Origin of the sequence: Lamprobacter modestohalophilus, from assembly GCF_016583905.1 — a bacterium.
Classification (GTDB): Bacteria; Pseudomonadota; Gammaproteobacteria; order Chromatiales; family Chromatiaceae; genus Lamprobacter; species Lamprobacter modestohalophilus.
Map to the genome: position 1 here is coordinate 12,173 of NZ_NRRY01000037.1, position 17,977 is coordinate 30,149.

Genomic DNA, 17,977 nt, shown 5'->3' on the forward strand with positions numbered 1-17,977 from the left:
CTCCCGCCACTGGTGATCCCCATTGTCCGCTGGGCGACCTCGGGCGCAGCTATCGGCTTCCATCCACGCGCCTATCACCGCCCTAGCCATCTGCGCAGACCAGCCCGGTACGCGCAGTCAAAGCGCCCAAAGTCGTTCGGACCTTCTGGCGACCCACACCGGCTCAGTCCGCCGGTCAGCACACCGACAAGCTCGCCTGTATCGGCGCGGAAGGCCCCGGCACCACTGCTGCCGCCACTGGTCAGGCCGTCCAAACAACTGACACCAAAGTAGTGGATCGCATCGCTGTCGGCATTGGCGCCGCAGTAGACGACATCCGCGCAGTTCCAGTAATGACTCACCCGCCCGCGGGCAATCTTCGCCGTCTGCCCATGCGGATGGTGCACGCTGATCAAGGGCGTATCGGTCTCTGGCAAGCGCGCTGACCAGTGCGCGAACACCGCCGTCTGTGGCGGCTCTCCGCGCAACCGCAGCAACACCGTATCGATGCTCTCGTGAGCAGACAGCAGATCAGCGCCGCCAGTGATCCGTTCAGGCTGCCGCGCCGGGACCGCACCGCAAGCCTCAGCCCGATGCCCCCAGAATGTCTCGACGCTCGAGGCCCGCGCTTGATCGGGGATGCAATGATGGGCCGTGATGAGGTAGGGAATGCGCGTCTCCGGGTCCGCATCGGCCAGCAGGGTTCCGGTGCAAGCGTTGCTACCGCCATCCGAGCGCGTGAAGAGCACGGCAGCCGTTGCCCGAGCCAATCGCTCGAGCAGCGGATCATCGACACAGGCGAGATCGACATGGCAGTCATCCGGCCCCTGGTAGCGCTCACCCGGCAAGGTGAACGGCAGCCGGAACAGATGCGACACGCGCACGAGGTCCAGATCGAGCGCTTGCGGCTCCAACCCCGAGGGCAGGGTCAGTTCCAGCATCAGGCTGTCGCCCAGCAGGAGTGGGCTCCAGTACAGCGACTCAGCGTCCGCAGCATCCGCGCTAGCCATCGGCAACGCCGCTCGGTCGCGCTCCAGGCTGGCCTTGATCTCAGCCCCGCTGATCGGCGCCAAGTCATCACTACCGGCCGTGAACAGCCGCAGCGAAGCCCGTTCCGGCAAGGCCCGCACCGCAAGCCCAAGCCGCAACGCCCGCGCTTCCGGCGAGCGCACCTGCAGCACGAGGTGCTGTCCACCATCCGCCGTCGCCTGCCAATGCTGGGGATCACCGAGAGCCGCAGCCAAGCCGTCCTCGGGGATCACACGTCCGAAGCCAAGCCGAGCGGGAATTGGAATGCTGCCAGGATCAGCCACCCAACCGCGCTCGGTCGCATCAAGCGGGGGCAACGTGATGCTGATCGCCTCGGTGGGCGCGAGCGGGTCGTCGCTCGCTGTGGACTCACCCCGCGCGCTGTCAAGCATCGCAACGAGGGCAGTGCTCACCATCACCATCCTAAGCCCGCTTGCCCGGCACCTCAGCAGACCGGACCGCTCGCTAGCGGTTGCCATGCCGGTCGCAGGCCGCTGCCTGGCGCCCCGTAGGCGCTGGGCGCTGTGGTCGTATCAGGCCCTCGTCGATGGGCGCACACCAGTGCTGCATGTATTGCGCGATCACCGGCCGATGATCCGACCCCTGCCAGCGCTGGCCGTGGACCGGTGGCGTCCAGGAACCGAAGAAGGCATCTGCATCAGGACCGGCAACCAGGATGTGATCGATCGCCCCACCCGGAAAGTGCCGCAGCACATAAGTCGAGTCCAGATCGCCAGACAGCAGCCGCGCCGTGTCATCGACCCCTAGCAAGATCGCAATGCTGTCGTCGTAGCCATCCAGCCCTCCAGCGCCGCACAGGCCCTCACAGGTACCGTCTGTCGGCGCGCAGTCCTCGCCCGGATCGGTGCCGACGCGCAGCACCCGGCCTGGAGCCTGGATGTTGAAGTCGCCGGCGACGATGACCGAGCGCCCGGCCTCGAGCACGCCCACCGCATCCGCCGCCAGCCCGGCTGCATGGACCTCGCGCCGTCGCGCGTTCTCGCGGTCATCAGCCGTGCAATTCTCACCGCGCGAGCTTTTCCAGTGCACCGCATAGACGGTTAGCCCAGTGGCCAGATCAGCCCGCAAGAAGCCCCGCGAAGGTGCCGGATCGCCGGTGTCGATATCGACCCGCAGCTCAAGGCTCGGAACCCCGGCATCGGAGGACCGTGGCGGGTAGCCGTCGCCGGTCGGCTTGCGTCCGGTCAGATCCCATTCGGCAGCCGACTCGATCGGAACCCGGCTCAGGATCGCCACCTCGAGCGACTTCCACCAAGCGTCGGTGATCCGCATCGGTGGCGAGAAGTCGCTCATCGCCCAATGCGCGAAGCCGCCTGCCTCAGCCGCGGCCCGCACCTGCTCCTCAGCCACGACCTCCTGCAGCACAAGCACATCGATCGCGCCGACCTCAGCCAGCGCCTGCGCGACACGCTCAGCCACCACGCGCGGGGGCTGCTTGCCGCCCTCGACGTTCCAGGTCATTAGCCGCAGCCCATCGGCTAGGGCAGGGTTAAGCGCAAGCAGCAGCCAGGCCGCGGGGATTAGCGTCAGAAGGGATCGCATGGGTGTCGAGTAGCGCCTAGCCGTCGTTGATGATGGCGCAATGGTGGGGATTGAGCGGGCAGGCTTCGAGCGCCGCAGCCCTTGCACGAGTCGTTCGCACAGTCACAGGCGCGAGTCTGGCGTCTTGCTACATTCGGCACCAACCGGGACTCGCCCTGATATCGGCACCGATAATAATGATCGGATGACTTGCGCGTTATCGCTATCGCGTCATATACAAACGCCCATTCAAAACGGTCACGACTCGCAGAATCAGTGGCAAACATGCTCATTCACCTTGCATTCTGTAAAAGAACACCGAATGATACAGATCAACCCGCGATCGCCATTAGCGCAGCGCGGAGTGATCCCAAACGAAACACGAAAGATGGAGCCACTGATGAACACCACTGAACACCTCAGCGCCGATGAACTGAAAGCCCAGCTCGAAGCCATTACCGCCGAACGCGAAGCCCTCCATGTCGCGCTTCAACAGCGCCGCGAAGCAGAAAAGGCCAACCTCGCCGCCGAGATCAAGACCATGATCAGCGAGCGCGGACACGCCCTCGAGGAGATCACCGAGCTCGTGATCGGCCGCTCGCTCAACGGCAAGCGCCGCCGTTCAGCCAGCAGCGCCAACGATGCCCAGGCCAACTACACCCGCTATGCCGACCCCGACAACCCCGACAACACCTACACGCGCGGCCGTATGCCGGCCTGGCTGATCGACAAGATGGCCGCCAACGGCTTCGACCCCAGCGACGCCGAGCACCGCCAGCAGTTCAAGTCCGAGCACTTGGTCCAGCTCGCCGCCTAAACCCCGCCGCTACCGCCTGTCCGCTCGGCACGCCCCACCGGTGCCGAGCTGACAAGATCCCTTGTCAGAGGGGATCTATACACAACGATAAAAAAAACAACCCATCACACCCCGACCACCGACCCCATCACCCCCGCAGCACTGACGCCCGTCAATCCTCGCTCGCATCCGTTCCGCCGCGCACATCAAGCCGTGTTCCTCGTCACAACGCCGAGCCGCACAAAGCACCACACTGGATTCATCCGCCAGGCGCGCCGCCCCGAAGAAGAGATGTTCTCAGAGAAGCCGTCCACCGCTCACGTGCAGACCGTCGCCGCCACCCCGGCACCCAAGCCCAAGCAGCAGCGCCGCCCGAAACGGCCGATGACCGCCACCGAAGCCATCTCCACGATCGTTGTCCTAATCGGCCTGCCGATCCTGCTCATCGACTACTCCGGGCTATTCCTGATCATCCCCGGCCTTGCCGTCTACCTCTACGCCCGGATCACCTACAAGCCAATTGTCTTTGAGGAACTCGACGCCAACTGGCTCCACTCAATGCCCGCAAGCGAATCCAACGCTCCATCCAGAGAGAACCAACCACCCGTGCACGCAACCGCGCCCGCCATCCAACACCGTTATCCGGACCTCCCCGCAACCCCAGCCGCCATGCACCCGGCCGACCACCCAAAGCCGGGTCTCTCAGATCGCGAAGAATGCTGGATCACCGCCGGAGAGGGCGTCTTTCGCTCCGGTCCCAAGGCCGCGCCACTCCCGCCGCTCGACAGTCCCGCCATCCAACGCCTCTGGCTCGGTGGCTTCGCCATGGCCTGGCTCGACAGCATGGAACCCAACGACGAGCCCCAAGACAGCCCCGACAGCTGGCTGTGCGAAGACGACGTGCGCGCCGCCCTCGCGCAGCGCCTCGCAGACTATCCGGAGCTACTCGACCAGCTCAACACCTGCGGGATAAACAAGCCTCGCTAGATCCACCTCGCGCGCCTCACCGCGCGAGCGTCACGCAACCAAGGCATCCTCGCGGTGCCATCTGGTGAGCCCCTGCGGAATCGTCTATGCTCAAAGGGCACTTGGACAACGCACGGAGGCCTTGTGGAAACCTCGCTTGCCCGTTCCTTCTCGCCAACTCACTCCCTCGCCACCTGGCGCACTCTCGGCCGCCGCGCCTTTCACACCCGCCCCAAGCACCGCTGCCTGCCACCCCCGGATGATCCCGCAGCCATAGCGGCCTGGTCCGAGGGCTACCGGCTCGCCTGGTGCCACTGGTACGACCGCCTGCCAACCTCGCCGCTCGACCGTTGCTACTTCGAGGCCGACCTGCAACGCGCGCTCCAGGGCCATCCCCCGGGCAGCGGGGACGACGACGCCTGTGAGCATCGGCCCGTCGGGTACCTGCATTGAGCCGCAACGGGGCTGCACAACGCTGTCGCGCGCGGCGTCCAGTGCGCCGCTCCGCGATCAGCCCCGGGGCCCACAACGTGGGCACATCGCACACCCCATCCCTGGACGCTCCGCACCGGCAGCGCTAACGCGCACCGGCGCTCCGCCATGCTCGGCTCCTGCCTCGCCGATCCCGCCGAACAACGCCGCGAGCTATTACCCTCAGACATACGTCCGCGTTATACTACGGAGGCACTTCAAGCGCCGTTCCGGCCCAAGGACAAAAGGAAGACTGCAGGAACATCGAACGATGGCCAGAACATCTCATCATCTGATCGTCCCCAGAAGCGCCAACCAAGCCTTCCTGGCCACAGGTACCCGCCCGCAACGGAGCGCCGCCCGATGACCGATGCCATCGGCCGCAGCGTCCGGCTCTTCCTCGTCGACGGTAAATCCACAGGTCTGATCACCGCCGAGATCATGAATTGGACCGGCCACGTCCTGACCGGCCCTCGCACCGAACTCCCTAAGTTCCTCGCCCGCCCCGAGGTCGCCCGCACTGGCGTCTACCTGCTGCACGGTCGCGATCCCGAAGACCCCGATCGCACGATGCTCTACATCGGCGAGAGCGACCAAGTCGGCACCCGCCTCAAGCAGCACAACCAGGAAGACAAGAAGACCTACTGGGAGCGCACCTGCGTCATCACCAGCAAGGACCAGAACATCACCAAGGCGCACGCGCGCTATCTGGAATCGCGCCTGATCGGCATCGCGACCAAGGCCAAGCGCGCCAAACTCGACAACGGCACCGCGCCGCCGGTAGTACCACTGCCCGAAGCAGACTGCTCCGACATGGAATTCTTCATCGAGCAGATCCGGCTCATCCTGCCGGTGCTCGGGCTCGAGTTCTTCCGCGAAGCGCCAACAGCATCGGTATCAACAACAGCAACAGATACGAGCTACCCGGCAACGCAGCCCCCCGAGCCTGCTGGCACCGTCTTTGCCCTCGACCACAAGAAAACCGGCCTGCATGCCGAGGCCCAAGAAATCGACGGCGATTTCGTGCTCCTCAAAGGCTCGCGCACGGTCACGCACTGGAAGCAAATCTCAACCAAGGATCAGGGCTACGCCAAGCTGCATCGCAAGCTCATCGAGGACGGCACCCTACAGCCCGATCCAGACCCCAACTCCGATTGGCTGATCCTCACTGAAGACATCGCCTTCTCCAGCCCCAGTGCCGCCGGCGCCGTCGTGGTCGGCCGCTCCGCTAACGGCCGCATCGAGTGGAAGGTCAAAGGCACGCAGCAGACCTACGCCGCCTGGCAAGAAGAGCAGATCAACCAAGCCGAGCAAACCGCAGCCGTGCCTGACACTGCACCACCGTAGCTACGCATCGCCGCCACGCATGCCCAAGAACGTCGGACATCGATAGAGAACACAACCACCGTATCCAATGGCCATCAAGAAATCCGATCTTTACTCCTCCCTCTGGGCCTCCTGCGACCAGCTGCGCGGCGGCATGGATGCCAGCCAATACAAGGACTACGTCCTGTTCATGTTGTTCATCAAGTACATCTCGGACAAGTACGCCGATGCCTTCGCACCCCCGGTCACCATCCCGCCCGGCGCAAGCTTCAAGGCCATGATTGAACTCAAGGGCAAGAGCGACATCGGCGACAAGATCAACACCCAGATCATCCAGCCATTGATCGACGCGAATAGCCGGCTCGCGCGCAGTGACTTTCCTGACTTCAACGATCCGAACAAGCTCGGCGAAGGCCAGGCAATGGTCGATCGCCTCACCAATCTGGTCGCGATCTTTCAACGCCCGGAGCTGGATTTTTCCAAGAATCGCGCCGACAACGACGACATCCTCGGGGATGCTTATGAATACCTGATGCGGAATTTCGCGATTGAAAGCGGAAAAAGCAAAGGACAGTTTCTCACGCCGTCCGAAGTCAGTTCCGTCATCGCGCAGATCGTTGGCATCTCACCAGACAACGCTAGGGCATCCACCACGGCCTCTGATCCAACCTGCGGCTCGGCCTCACTGCTGCTCAAAGTCGCCGCTCAAGCCGGCACCCATATCACGCTGGAAGGCCAGGAGAAGGATGTCACCACCGCCGGTCTGGCGCGCATGAACATGATCCTGCACGACTTCCCGACTGCCAACATCTTGGCTGGCAATACCCTCGCCAATCCCAAGTTCAAGCAGGGCGATCAGCTGCGGACCTATGACTATGTGGTCGCCAATCCACCGTTCTCGGATAAGGGCTGGCGGACCGGGCTCACGCCGGACAGCGACCCCTATCAGCGCTTTCAGTGGGGTGTGCCACCCACAAAACAGGGCGATTACGCTTATCTGCTCCACATCATCCGCACGATGAACCGCACCGGCAAAGGCGCCTGCATTCTGCCCCACGGCGTACTGTTTCGCGGCCATGCCGAAGCCGAGATCCGCCAACAGCTCGTCCGCTCCGGCATCCTCAAGGGCATCATCGGCCTACCGCCCAACCTCTTCTATGGCACCGGCATCCCCGCTTGCATCCTCGTGCTCGACAAGGAGAACGCACAGGCACGCACCGGCATCTTCATGATCGATGCCTCTCGTGGCTTTAAGAAGGACGGCAACAAGAACCGCCTGCGCGCCCAGGATATCCACCGCATTGTCGATACCTTCCGCAAGCAGACTGAAGTGCCGCGCTATGCGCGCATGGTGCCGTTTGACGAGATCGCCGACGCCAAGAACGACTACAACCTCAACTTACCGCGCTACATCGATAGCACCGAACCTGAAGACCAACAGGACATCGACGGTCACCTGCGCGGGGGGATTCCAGAGTCCGATATCGATGCACTCGGACACTTCTGGCGGGTCTTGCCTGACGTGCGCGCGGCGTTGTTTCAATCCGCCGGCCGTGACGGCTACAGCACCCCAAAGCTGCCAAGCACTGCGATCAAGGCCGAGATTCTCGGGCATCCAGACTTCACCCGCTTCACCACGACCATCACCAAGCTGTTTGAGCGTTGGCGCACTGACAATACCGAACGTTTGCGCGCGTTCGACCGCGATGCCAAGCCAAAGGCCCTGATTACAGCCATCGCCGAGGATCTGCTCGCGACCTTCCACGACGCGCCGCTGCTCGATGGCTACGACATCTACCAGCACCTGATGGACTACTGGGACGAGACCATGCAGGACGACTGCTATCTGATCGCCGCCGAGGGCTGGGTGGCCAAGACCTACCGCCTGGTGGAAGAGGTCAAAAACGGTAAGAAAAAAGGCAGCACCAAAGACAAGGGCTGGACCTGCGACCTGGTCCCCAAAGCACTGGTCATCGCCCGCTTCTTCGCCGAGAAGCAGTCAGTCATTGATACCAAGCAGGTCAAGCTCGCGGACCTTGAGGCGACGCTCACAGAGCATAAAGAAGAGCACGGCAGCGAAGACGGCCCGCTGTATGAGGTCTCCACAAAGTCTGACGCGCTAGAGGCCTATGCACAGGCATTGGTCGACTTGTGGGGTGAACAGGACAAATCCGCATTCGATGCCTACACCGCGTTGACCGAAAAAGCGCAAGAACTCGCCGACCACCTGCTGGAACTGGCCAACCATCACCACTTGATCGCGCTGAAGAACGGCAAAGGCCGATTAACCGCCAAGGCCGTCAAGGATCGTCTCGGCAGCATTATGCCGGGCGAGGAGCGCACGCTGCTCAAAGACTATATCGAGACTCAAGCTCGCTATAAAGCCACCACAAAGCAGGCCGAGGCACGGATGGAAGCAGCCGAGAAGGAGTTATTGACGCAACTCGGTCAGGAACCACTGCCCGAGGAGTGCAAAGACCTCCATGTCGCCATGCGTTATCTCCAGCTGCTTGACGAACAGACCAAAGTCAAATCCGAGATCAAGGAGGCGGAAAGTGAACTCGATACCCTTGCTTATGAAAAATATCCCGAGCTGACCGAAGACGAGGTTAAAACCCTGGTCATCGAGGACAAATGGATGACCCGGATTGCCGCCGATGTTAAGAACGAGGTCGAGCGAGTCTCGCAACGTCTGACAGGTCGGGTGCAGGAACTTGCCGAGCGTTATGCCACGCCGTTGCCTGCGCTGGTTGACGAGGTGGAGACGCTATCAGCGCGTGTCGATGGGCATTTGGAACGTATGGGGGCAGTATGGAAATGAAGGCGGGCTATAAGCAGACGGAAGCAGGTGTCATTCCCGAAGATTGGGATGTGCTTGGTATTCTTGAAGTTGCCGATTTTTTCAACGGGAAGCCCTATGAAAAAAATATCAAGGATGGCGGACAATATTTTCTGATTACATTGGACAGTATTGATATTGATGGCTACTTAAAAAAAGATCATAAGCAGATAGATATTTTGGATGGGTCTCTCAAAAAAGGCGACCTTGTAACAGTATTGAGCGACTTGGCTCATGGTAATCTCCTGGGCCTTTGTGACTTAATCCCTGAAGATGATCGATACGTATTGAATCAGCGAATGGGCTGTATTCGTATAAAAAGTGAGGCGATCCCGCTCTATTTGAGATCGCAGATAAACACTCGCCAACACCATTTCAAAATCCGCGGGCAGGGAACATCCCAAAAGCATATATATAAAAAAGATTTTGCAACACTTAGGATTCCCTTTCCAAATCATGAAGAACAAAGGGCAATTACTACTGTTATATGCGACATTGAAGCTCTAGTAGATAGCTTAGGCAGCCTTATCACCAAGAAGCGCAACTTTAAGCAAGCCGCCATGCAGCAACTGCTCACCGGGCAAACTCGGCTGGCGGGGTTTGATGGCGTATGGGAAATTAAAATAATAGGCGAAATAGCTGAAATAGTAAGCGGTGGTACCCCTTCTACGCGAGACTTTTTGTATTGGAATGGTGATATTAAGTGGTGCACGCCTACCGATATTACTCGGTGCCAAGCAAAGTATATAAACAACACGGAGCGCAAAATTACTAACCTCGGACTCAGTAAGAGTGGAGCAAAGTTGCTACCACCCGGTACGTTACTTCTGTGTAGTCGCGCAACAATCGGGGAAGTAAGAATTGCACTAACCGCAATTACCACAAACCAAGGATTCAAGTCGCTAATTTGCAAACCAGGGATTAATAACGAGTTTGTTTACTACAAGCTGCTAACAATGAAGCAGCAGATGATAGATAGGTCGTTCGGCTCGACGTTTTTAGAAATTTCAAAAGCAAATGTTGCCGCGCTTGAGTTGGAAATCCCACCGGAAGAAGAGCAAGCCGCTATCGCTGCAGTCCTCTCCGATATGGACAACGAGATCGAAGCCCTCGAACAACGCCGCGACAAAACCCGAGCCCTCAAGCAAGGCATGATGCAGGAACTGCTGACCGGAAGGACTCGGCTGATCTGAAGAGCCACACCATCCCCGACCACATCGACTGTCGTGCGTCACGTGAAGGGTTGTGAGCGCACCAATCAGATCATTCTCACGGAGAACAGCGATGCCTGAGCAGATCCGCCCCGAACGATTGACACAGAATCGCGTCGTCTCGCTATTCACGGACGAGACCCATCCGGATTGTCTGGGCTATGACTACCTCGGCGACTGGCACAAGCGCGATCAGAACCGGCCCATCGAGACTGCGCTACTGCGCAAAAACCTTGAACAGCGCGGCTATTCCTCCGCCCACATCGCCGCCGCTTTGCAGAAGCTCGAGGCCGCTGCAGACATCACTGGCGTGACCCTGTATCAGGCCAATCTCCGCACCTACCAACTGCTGCGTTATGGCGTTCAGGTACAGATTGCCGCTGGCCAGCCGCATGAGACGGTGCATCTGATCGATTGGGAAACCCCAGAGCACAACGATTTCGGCTTGGCTGAGGAGGTCACGCTGCGCGGTGGCTACGAGCGTCGCCCGGACTTGGTGATCTACATCAATGGGATTGCGTTCGCCGTGATTGAGCTAAAGCGCGGCTCGGTGGAAGTCGCCGATGGCGTGCGGCAGCTTAGGACCAACCAGGAGCCGATCTTCAATGAAGGCTTTTTCAGTACCGTCCAGCTCTTAGCCGCCGGCAATGACACGCAGGGGCTTCGCTACGGCACCACGACAACACCAGAACAGTTCTTTGTCAGCTGGAAGGAGGACAGCCACGCCCAGCCCGTGATCGCTGCAACGGGGCCGCTCGCCGCTGGTGGGTTATTGGATCAACCGCTCGCCTATCTCTTCGATCGCCACCGGCTGCTCGACCTGGCCCGGAACTTCGTCATCTTCGACGCCGGCATCAAGAAGGTGCCACGGCCACATCAGTTCTACGGCATCAAGGCCGCCCAAGCGCGGATCATACGGCGCGAGGGCGGCGTCATCTGGCATACCCAAGGCAGCGGCAAGAGCATCCTCATGGTGCTCATCGCCAAGTGGCTGCTCGAGCACGACCCGCAGGCCCGCGTGCTCATCGTCACCGACCGCGACGAGCTCGATCAGCAGATCGCAGGCGTGATGCGCAACGCTGGGGTGATTGGCGAACACGACCCATCGCCGCGGATTGTCAATCGCGCTCAATTCGTCGAGAAGCTCGGCGCGACGACGCCACGGGTACTCTGTGCCCTGATCCATAAGTTCGATCCGGCTGATCTCAATGGCCCGCCGCCACCGATCCATGGGCGTTTCTACGTCTTCGTCGATGAATGCCACCGCACGCAAGGTGGCCACATGAACCAGCAGATGAGGCGCTGGATGGAGGGCGCACTGTTCATTGGCTTCACGGGCACGCCACTCCTGCGCAAGGACAAGAAGACCACGCGCGAGATCTTCGGCACCTACATCCACACCTACAAGTTCCACGAAGCGGTCGCCGACAAGGTCGTCCTTGACCTCAAGTACGAGGCCCGCGACGTCCCGCAGCGCTTGACCTCACAGAAGGACATCGACAACTGGTTTGCGCAGAAGACCAAGGGCCTGAACAACTACCAGCAGGCCATCCTGCGCAAACGCTGGGCGACCATGGAGCAGCTGATGAGCGCCGGTGAGCGTAAGCAGCGCATCATCGCCAGCATCGTTCATGATTTCGGGTTACGGCCGCGCCTGAACAACGACCGTGGTACAGCGCTGCTCGTGGCAGCGTCCATCTACGATGCGTGCCACTACTACCGGCTGTTTCAGAACACGAGCTTTGGCCAATACTGCGGCATCATCACCTCGTTCGAGCCGAACCACAACGCGATCTCGCGGCTACCTGCCAACAGTGACGAACGCTATAAGTTCGACACCTATACCAAGCACGTCCTCGCGCCTAAGCAGAGCACCAAGACCTACGAGCTTGAGATCAAACGGCGGTTTCGCGAGGAGCCGGCCAACTGCAAGCTGCTGATCGTGGTCAGCAAGCTGCTGACCGGCTTCGATGCGCCCTCCTGCACCTATGTCTACCTCGACAACGAGCTGCGCGATCACAACCTGTTCCAGGCCATCTGTCGCACCAATCGCCTGGATGGCGACGACAAGGATTACGGCTATATCGTCGACTTCAAGGAGCTGTTTACCGATGTGCAGCAGGCCATCGCCGTCTACAGTTCCGATGAGCTTGATATCGATAGCGGTGGCGGTTCGGACGACAACAACGTCCACATTAAGGATTGGCTCAGCGAGGGCAAGCAGCAGCTCGACGAGGCCTGGGAGGTATTGCATTACTTATGCGAGCCAGTACCGGACCCAAAAGAACTCGAGCAGTATCTCCACTACTTCTGTGGTGCCGCCGATGACCCCGAGGGGCTCAACAACACAGAGCAGCTGCGGATCAGCTACTACAAGGCGACGGCTACCTTCGTGCGCGCCTATGCGGCGCTGGCTCAGGACCTCATCGCCGCCGGTTATTCGCAGTCCGAGGCGGATGCCTTGCAGGAGGCGGTGACCTTCCATGGCGACACCCGCGATGCGATCAAGAAGCACTCCGGCGAAGAGCTGGATATCAAGCCCTACGAAGCGGATATGCGCCATCTGCTCAACACCTATATCCAAGCAGACCCAGCCGATCCGCAGGGCAACCTAAACGCCTTTACGCTGGTGGATCTCATCATCGAGACCGGCATCCACGATGCCATTGCCCGCAAGCTGAACCAGAAGGGCAAGTTATCGAAAAATGCGGTGGCCGAGGGCATCATCAACAACGTGCGCAAGACCATCGTGCGTGATCAGCTCACCGACCCGCGTTTCTACGCGCACATGTCCAAGCTGCTCGATGACCTGATCAAGCAAAGCCGGGACAGTGCCGAGAAGTACGAGGAGTTCCTGAAGAAAGCCGAGGCACTCGTTCAGCAGCTTGCAACCAAGGATTCAGGCTCGCATCCGGATGTCCTACAAGGCCGTCCAGAAGCCATCGTGCTCTACAACAACCTCGAGCAGCTCAGCACTGACGGCCTCGTCTGGCCTCACGACCCGGATGAACGGGCGATGCTCGCACTGCGCCTTGATGAAGCCATGCGACAGCATGCGCCGGCTGGCTGGAAGGGCGATCAAGCGCGCGAATCCCAAGTGCTCAACGCCTTGTTTCCGCTGCTGTCGCAGGATCGCACGGCGACGCTTTCGGTCTTTGAGCTCATCAAGAATCAACCCGGCTACTGATGACCGAGCAGATCCAACTGGGTGACATCTCGATCCTGGTCACCCGTAAGGCGATCAAGAACGTCCACCTATCGGTGCATCCACCTGATGGGCGCGTGACGTTGGCCGCGCCACTGTCGACGCGCTTAGAGGTCGCGCGTGCCTACGCGATCTCCAAACTCAGCTGGATACGCGTCCAGCAGCAACAACTGCGCAATCAGGCCCGGGAGACGCCGCGCCAATTCATCGAGCGCGAAAGCCATTATCTCTGGGGCCGCAGACACCTGCTGACCATCATCGAGCGCGATGCGAAACCAGGCGTTAGCCTGGACCATCGACGCATCAGCTTATCTGTCCGTCCTGGCAGTGACCAAGCGAAACGCGCCGAAATAATGCACACCTGGCATAAATCACTGCTTCATCAAGTCGTGCCGGGGATGATCCAACACTGGGAGCCGCGCTTAGGCGTATCCGTTGACGCATACTTTTTGCAGCGCATGAAGACGAAATGGGGTGGCTGTAACCCCGAAGCGGGGCATATCCGCCTCAACACCGAGTTGGTCAAGAAGCCAAAGGATCTGTTGGAGTACGTCATCGTTCACGAGATGACACACCTATTGGAGCCAACCCATAGTGACCGATTCATCGCACTCTTGACCAAACACTACCCAACCTGGCGCGAGGCCCGAGCAGAGCTGAACGAGCTCCCCTTGGGAGCCGAGGAATGGAACGAGTGATATTCACATTTGAGGAAGCATTCAATGCACTACCTTGACATTACGATTGAAGATCATGTGGTACCGCAACTCTTTACATCTGCACTCGAAGCCTACGAAATTGGTGATACAGTAAAAAAGAAGAAAAAAGACAAGTTAGAAACATTCGGCCTTCTTTGGGGTTATGTGATACCAGAAAGAGAAGAGCGGCGCCCGAGAGTTGTTGCTACCTTTGCCACGGTAGAAACATCCGCTCTTCGTGAAAAAGGATCAGTAGACCCTAAGCTAGAGTCACTATCGATGAAGACGGAGTTTTTACAAAAATACTGGCCGCACGTGGAGGTGGTTGGCACATTTCATTCGCATCCGTACGACTCGGTTAAGGTTGTAAACGAAGTAAAAGGATGGCGGGCCTCCTGTCCTGATGATTTTGCTGATGGAGGCGGCGATACCATTTTTTGGCCTTACATTCATGAAACTTTATTCCCAGAAACGCCTTATATGGCGCATATAATTGTAACAGTAGCCGCTATGCAAAAAAGAGGCTGGGCGCTTCCCAAAGATATCGAGGAAGGCTCAGGCATTGAATTATCAATGGGCCTGAGAAAATTATGGATCACAAGCTATGCCACGCAGAAAAACTATCTCGGCTTAGATGACGCAGACGACGATGAGATTGAAGATGACGAGGAAGATGAAGATGAAGATGAAGATGAAGATGAAGATGAAGATGAAGAGTATGTGATGATGGATGATTTACCAGCTCTCGATATCCCCTCGTTGAGCATGCGCGTAATTGCTGGGAACTGCTAAGCTTTCGAATCGATTTGCGTTTTTGGCATGGCGGCTCTTGGGTAAATGTCAGTCATGCTAAGTACACCAAGAACCGCCTTGTTCCGCCTACCATAGCGTCATACAGGTGATGAAGCCGGTTGCTCATCATTGTGTCAATCGTTCACTGCCGTCAGCCGCAAACCTGCGGTCTCTACTGCCTGAAGTGGCCAAATAATCTATCCGTTACGCCTTTAGCCTGCCGCTCCCGGCGGCAGCAAGCGTCGCGCCGTCGCTCTGCCGTGCCCCTCGACCGTCATCGCCGCCTGTACTCGTCGTGGACCCCCGCGGTCCGCTCGGTTGCCATCCTCGACCGCCCGCGTTAGCTGCCCGCCCGGTCACGCCCCTTGCGTGCTGCTCCCGGCAGCCGCAAGGGTCGCGCCGGGCTATTCAGTGCCTAACTCGACCGTTCTCGCTAGCCTCACTCGACGTGGACCCAACCGGCGAGCTCGATACCAGCCAACAACCGACATCGCCAGCCGCCCGCTCCGTCACGGCTCTTGCTTGCCTCTCCCGGCGGCAGCAAGAGCCGCGCCGTCGCTAGGCCGCAGACCGATCACCCTCGTCGCCAGCGCTGCTGCTTATCTGGCGTCGTCGGTTGCACTGTCGTCGCTCGACGCCCGTCCTGCTGCACTGCTATCCCTTGATCGCCGTCCTGCTGCTCCTCCTGCTGTGCTGCCGCCGCCCCTTGAGCACCCGCCTGCTGCTGCTCCTGCTGCTGTTCCTCCTGCTGCTGCGCTGCTGTCTCAGCCCGAACCGCCCGCGCCGAGTCGCCTTGCCTTGAGCCTTGATGGTGACGAGGGCAGCGTTGCGGCACGCTCGACGCCAGCCAATCAGCGCCGACGCCTGCTGCCAGATGCTGCCGCGCTCTGGGGTTCCTGTTCGTCTTGCTCCTGAGACGGTGTGCCGTCCTGGCAATCGGCGCGCTCCCGGCGCGCACTAGGCAGTAGAAGAGCCCATCCCTGGAGGCTCCGCCCCGTCCATCGCTGTCGCTCGGCGGCGCTCCGCGTAGCTCGGCTCCTGCCTCGCAGGCTCCCTGCCGAAGATCGCCCGGCATCCTTGCCCGGCTCGATCGCGACTCCTCGCCGGATGCCAAAAGCCTGGCGGCTTCCGGCATCCGGCATCGCGCACCACCCCAGCGAGCTTGCCCTCCTTGGCGAAACGCACGGCCGCAGCCGCACCTCACTCACTCGCTCCGCCTTCGTTCCGCAAGCTCCACTCTCGGCTCCGGTCGCTCGTTCGGCGACGTCTGCCGCCTTAGCACGCCCGTTCCCGACGGGCAGGGCTCCCAGCCAGAAGAGCCGCAGGCTCCCTGCCAGCGGGCACCTACGGTGGTCCGGCGCGGCTTGCTCCCGGCAAGCGGCGCCGGGCTCGGCTCCTGCCTCGCTGTCGTTGGCCGCTGGCCCAGCGGCACGAGAAGAGTTGGATGGTGGGTGGTGATCGCTCATCGCGTCTCGCTTGCTCCGCGCCGGGCGCCTGGCTGCCGCTCGGTCGCTGGCCCAGCGCCCCAGCGGCGCCGGCCCCGCCACTCCGCGCGCTCAATCTCGCTCGCGCTGAACGCTCAGCCCTGGCCCCGGGTACCGTTCCGGTCCCGGCGCCCGGTCTGGCGTCAGCACTTCGCTACCGTCGGTGTTGCCTGATCTGCAGCGTCGCAGGCTGAGAGGAGGACGCAGACCTCGCCGCTCGCGCCGGACGCTCGGCCCAGCGCGCGTGTTGTCCCAACCCGCACACTGGTCCGGCACCGGCACTTCGCTAGCCTCAGCGTTGGCTGAGAGGCAGTAGAAGCCGCTCCTCAGCCACCCTCCGCCCATGCCCTCCGCAAGCTCCGGGCATCGGCTCCAGGCGGCCTCGTCGCGGCTGTCCGGCGGCTCTCTCGGTGCTCATCCGGCCCGCTTCGCGCCGGGGACTCGGCTCCGCGTCCGGTGTTGGCCCAACCCCGCACGCTCCACCGGCCCCGGCACTGCGCTCTCTCATCGCAGGCTGAAAGGCGGCAACGCCGCTCGTCGGCGACCCTCCGGCCGCGGGTGCTGCGCGCGGCTCCGCTACGCCCTCCGCGTTTTTCCCTCCGATCCGGCCCGGCACCTGTTCCGCTCCACCGGCCCGGCTGAGCGGCGCCGGTCACGCCCCTTGCTCGGGTCCCCTCCGCGCCGTGCGGGTGGTTGATCTCCTTGGCACGCACCGCGCTCCGGGGGCAAGGGGCGCGCCCAACGCCGGCTGTTTAGATATCGGGCCGGTTCCACTGCACAGGCGCCAACCCTCCGCTCCAGAAAAAACGCTCCGGGTCTCCGCTCCACCGTGCTCGCACCCGCCGCCTCCGGGCCACCTCCTCGCGGCGGGCTCCCTGCCCGAGTCGGCACGATCCCTGTGCCTGGCTAGCGAAGAGCCTGACGCTGCACACGGGGGATCGCGCTATCATCATGTGCCGACACGAGGAGCCAGCAATGCGCATCAAAAACCTGCTGAACAATCGCGAGTACGACGCCACTTTGACTACCGAGCACGCGGCCTCGAGCTTCGGCCAAGCTGTGGTCATCGTCGAGGGCGATGCCATCGATCCGGTCGGTGTTGAGATCATCGAGATTAACGATGCCGAGCGCGAGCAGTTGCCGCCGCAATGGCAAGCGGTCCTGCGCTAGGCGCGCCAATTAGCGGGAAGCGCCATTTTTTGGCCACATTTGGTAAACAGACCCGTTCCCTGAGCGCATCGGCCTTGAACATCATCCTGATCGATTACGAAAGCCTACAACCGGCAGATCTTGCCGGCCTGGAGGGCGAGGATGTGCGGGTCCTGGTGTTCGTCGGCGCTCAGCAGAACCGCATCCCCTTCGACTTTGCCGAGGCGATGCAACAGCTTGGCGAGCGAGCCCGCTATGTCAAGATCGGTGGTACCGGTCGCAACGCGCTCGATTTCCACTTAGCCTTCTATCTCGGCGAGCTAACCCAACAGTATCCGGGCGGGGCCTTTCGGATCGTCTCCAAGGACAGCGGTTTCGATCCCCTGATCGAGCATCTTCAGGCCCGTGGATTTGATGTGGAACGCTGCCAAGCGCTCCCGGTGCAGATAAGAGTCCCTGAGGAACAGGTCACGCAAACTGCCAGTTGAAT

The 17,977-nt window shown here is 60.8% G+C and carries 13 protein-coding genes; 11 read left to right on the plus strand and 2 right to left on the minus strand.

The annotated features are described in order from the left end of the window. Positions 1-74 precede the first annotated feature (74 nt). Together CKO42_RS28300 and CKO42_RS18185 are read right to left on the minus strand one after the other, a co-directional pair. Entirely contained in the window at positions 75-1,421 is a 1,347-nt protein-coding gene (locus CKO42_RS28300) for a trypsin-like peptidase domain-containing protein (protein ID WP_200247129.1), read from the minus strand. Between the two features lie 52 nt (positions 1,422-1,473). Continuing rightward, positions 1,474-2,571 carry an endonuclease/exonuclease/phosphatase family protein gene (locus tag CKO42_RS18185; RefSeq protein ID WP_200247132.1) on the minus strand — a complete coding sequence of 366 codons (1,098 nt, stop codon included), beginning with the start codon at positions 2,569-2,571 and terminating at the stop codon, positions 1,474-1,476. A 379-nt stretch (positions 2,572-2,950) separates the two neighbouring features. Here CKO42_RS18185 and CKO42_RS18190 point away from each other — a divergent pair, with 379 nt between their 5' ends. From CKO42_RS18190 to CKO42_RS18240, 11 genes are all read left to right on the plus strand, one after another. Next, positions 2,951-3,367: an H-NS histone family protein gene (locus tag CKO42_RS18190; protein ID WP_200247134.1), complete on the plus strand. Its 417-nt coding sequence runs from the start codon at positions 2,951-2,953 to the stop codon at positions 3,365-3,367. A gap of 192 nt (positions 3,368-3,559) precedes the next feature. Then, positions 3,560-4,333, plus strand: coding sequence for a hypothetical protein (locus CKO42_RS18195; RefSeq protein ID WP_200247137.1), 774 nt, complete (start codon positions 3,560-3,562; stop codon positions 4,331-4,333). 813 nt (positions 4,334-5,146) lie between these two features. Continuing rightward, entirely contained in the window at positions 5,147-6,130 is a 984-nt protein-coding gene (locus CKO42_RS18200) for a GIY-YIG nuclease family protein (protein ID WP_200247140.1), read from the plus strand. A gap of 67 nt (positions 6,131-6,197) precedes the next feature. Continuing rightward, positions 6,198-8,930: an HsdM family class I SAM-dependent methyltransferase gene (locus CKO42_RS18205; RefSeq protein WP_242479506.1), complete on the plus strand. Its 2,733-nt coding sequence runs from the start codon at positions 6,198-6,200 to the stop codon at positions 8,928-8,930. Beyond that, on the plus strand, positions 8,921-10,141 hold the full coding sequence (locus CKO42_RS18210) for a restriction endonuclease subunit S (RefSeq protein WP_200247150.1): 1,221 nt from the start codon (positions 8,921-8,923) through the stop codon (positions 10,139-10,141). Before CKO42_RS18205 ends, CKO42_RS18210 begins: the two co-directional genes overlap by 10 nt. A gap of 91 nt (positions 10,142-10,232) precedes the next feature. Continuing rightward, positions 10,233-13,346 carry a type I restriction endonuclease subunit R gene (locus CKO42_RS18215; RefSeq protein ID WP_200247152.1) on the plus strand — a complete coding sequence of 1,038 codons (3,114 nt, stop codon included), beginning with the start codon at positions 10,233-10,235 and terminating at the stop codon, positions 13,344-13,346. Beyond that, the gene (locus CKO42_RS18220) at positions 13,346-14,062 is read left to right on the plus strand and encodes a M48 family metallopeptidase (protein WP_200247154.1); all 717 of its coding nucleotides are present in this window, start codon (positions 13,346-13,348) and stop codon (positions 14,060-14,062) included. The genes CKO42_RS18215 and CKO42_RS18220 overlap by 1 nt, the downstream gene beginning before the upstream one ends. Before the next feature lie 24 nt (positions 14,063-14,086). Then, entirely contained in the window at positions 14,087-14,854 is a 768-nt protein-coding gene (locus CKO42_RS18225) for a hypothetical protein (RefSeq protein ID WP_200247156.1), read from the plus strand. A 616-nt stretch (positions 14,855-15,470) separates the two neighbouring features. Further along, on the plus strand, positions 15,471-15,656 hold the full coding sequence (locus CKO42_RS18230; protein ID WP_200247158.1) for a hypothetical protein: 186 nt from the start codon (positions 15,471-15,473) through the stop codon (positions 15,654-15,656). Positions 15,657-17,313: 1,657 nt separating this feature from the next. After that, complete coding sequence (locus tag CKO42_RS18235; RefSeq protein ID WP_200247161.1) at positions 17,314-17,508, plus strand: hypothetical protein; 195 nt, start codon at positions 17,314-17,316, stop codon at positions 17,506-17,508. 74 nt (positions 17,509-17,582) lie between these two features. Further along, positions 17,583-17,975 carry a PIN domain-containing protein gene (locus CKO42_RS18240; RefSeq protein ID WP_242479507.1) on the plus strand — a complete coding sequence of 131 codons (393 nt, stop codon included), beginning with the start codon at positions 17,583-17,585 and terminating at the stop codon, positions 17,973-17,975. The last annotated feature ends 2 nt before the right edge of the window (positions 17,976-17,977 follow it).

Coding starts and splice junctions, on each gene's coding strand:
- CKO42_RS18185 (WP_200247132.1), bottom strand. CDS start 2,571: ATGCGATCCCTTCTGACGCTAATCCCCGCGGCCTGGCTGCTGCTTGCG.
- CKO42_RS18190 (WP_200247134.1), top strand. CDS start 2,951: ATGAACACCACTGAACACCTCAGCGCCGATGAACTGAAAGCCCAGCTC.
- CKO42_RS18200 (WP_200247140.1), top strand. CDS start 5,147: ATGACCGATGCCATCGGCCGCAGCGTCCGGCTCTTCCTCGTCGACGGT.
- CKO42_RS18205 (WP_242479506.1), top strand. CDS start 6,198: ATGGCCATCAAGAAATCCGATCTTTACTCCTCCCTCTGGGCCTCCTGC.
- CKO42_RS18210 (WP_200247150.1), top strand. CDS start 8,921: ATGGAAATGAAGGCGGGCTATAAGCAGACGGAAGCAGGTGTCATTCCC.
- CKO42_RS18215 (WP_200247152.1), top strand. CDS start 10,233: ATGCCTGAGCAGATCCGCCCCGAACGATTGACACAGAATCGCGTCGTC.
- CKO42_RS18220 (WP_200247154.1), top strand. CDS start 13,346: ATGACCGAGCAGATCCAACTGGGTGACATCTCGATCCTGGTCACCCGT.
- CKO42_RS18225 (WP_200247156.1), top strand. CDS start 14,087: ATGCACTACCTTGACATTACGATTGAAGATCATGTGGTACCGCAACTC.
- CKO42_RS18235 (WP_200247161.1), top strand. CDS start 17,314: ATGCGCATCAAAAACCTGCTGAACAATCGCGAGTACGACGCCACTTTG.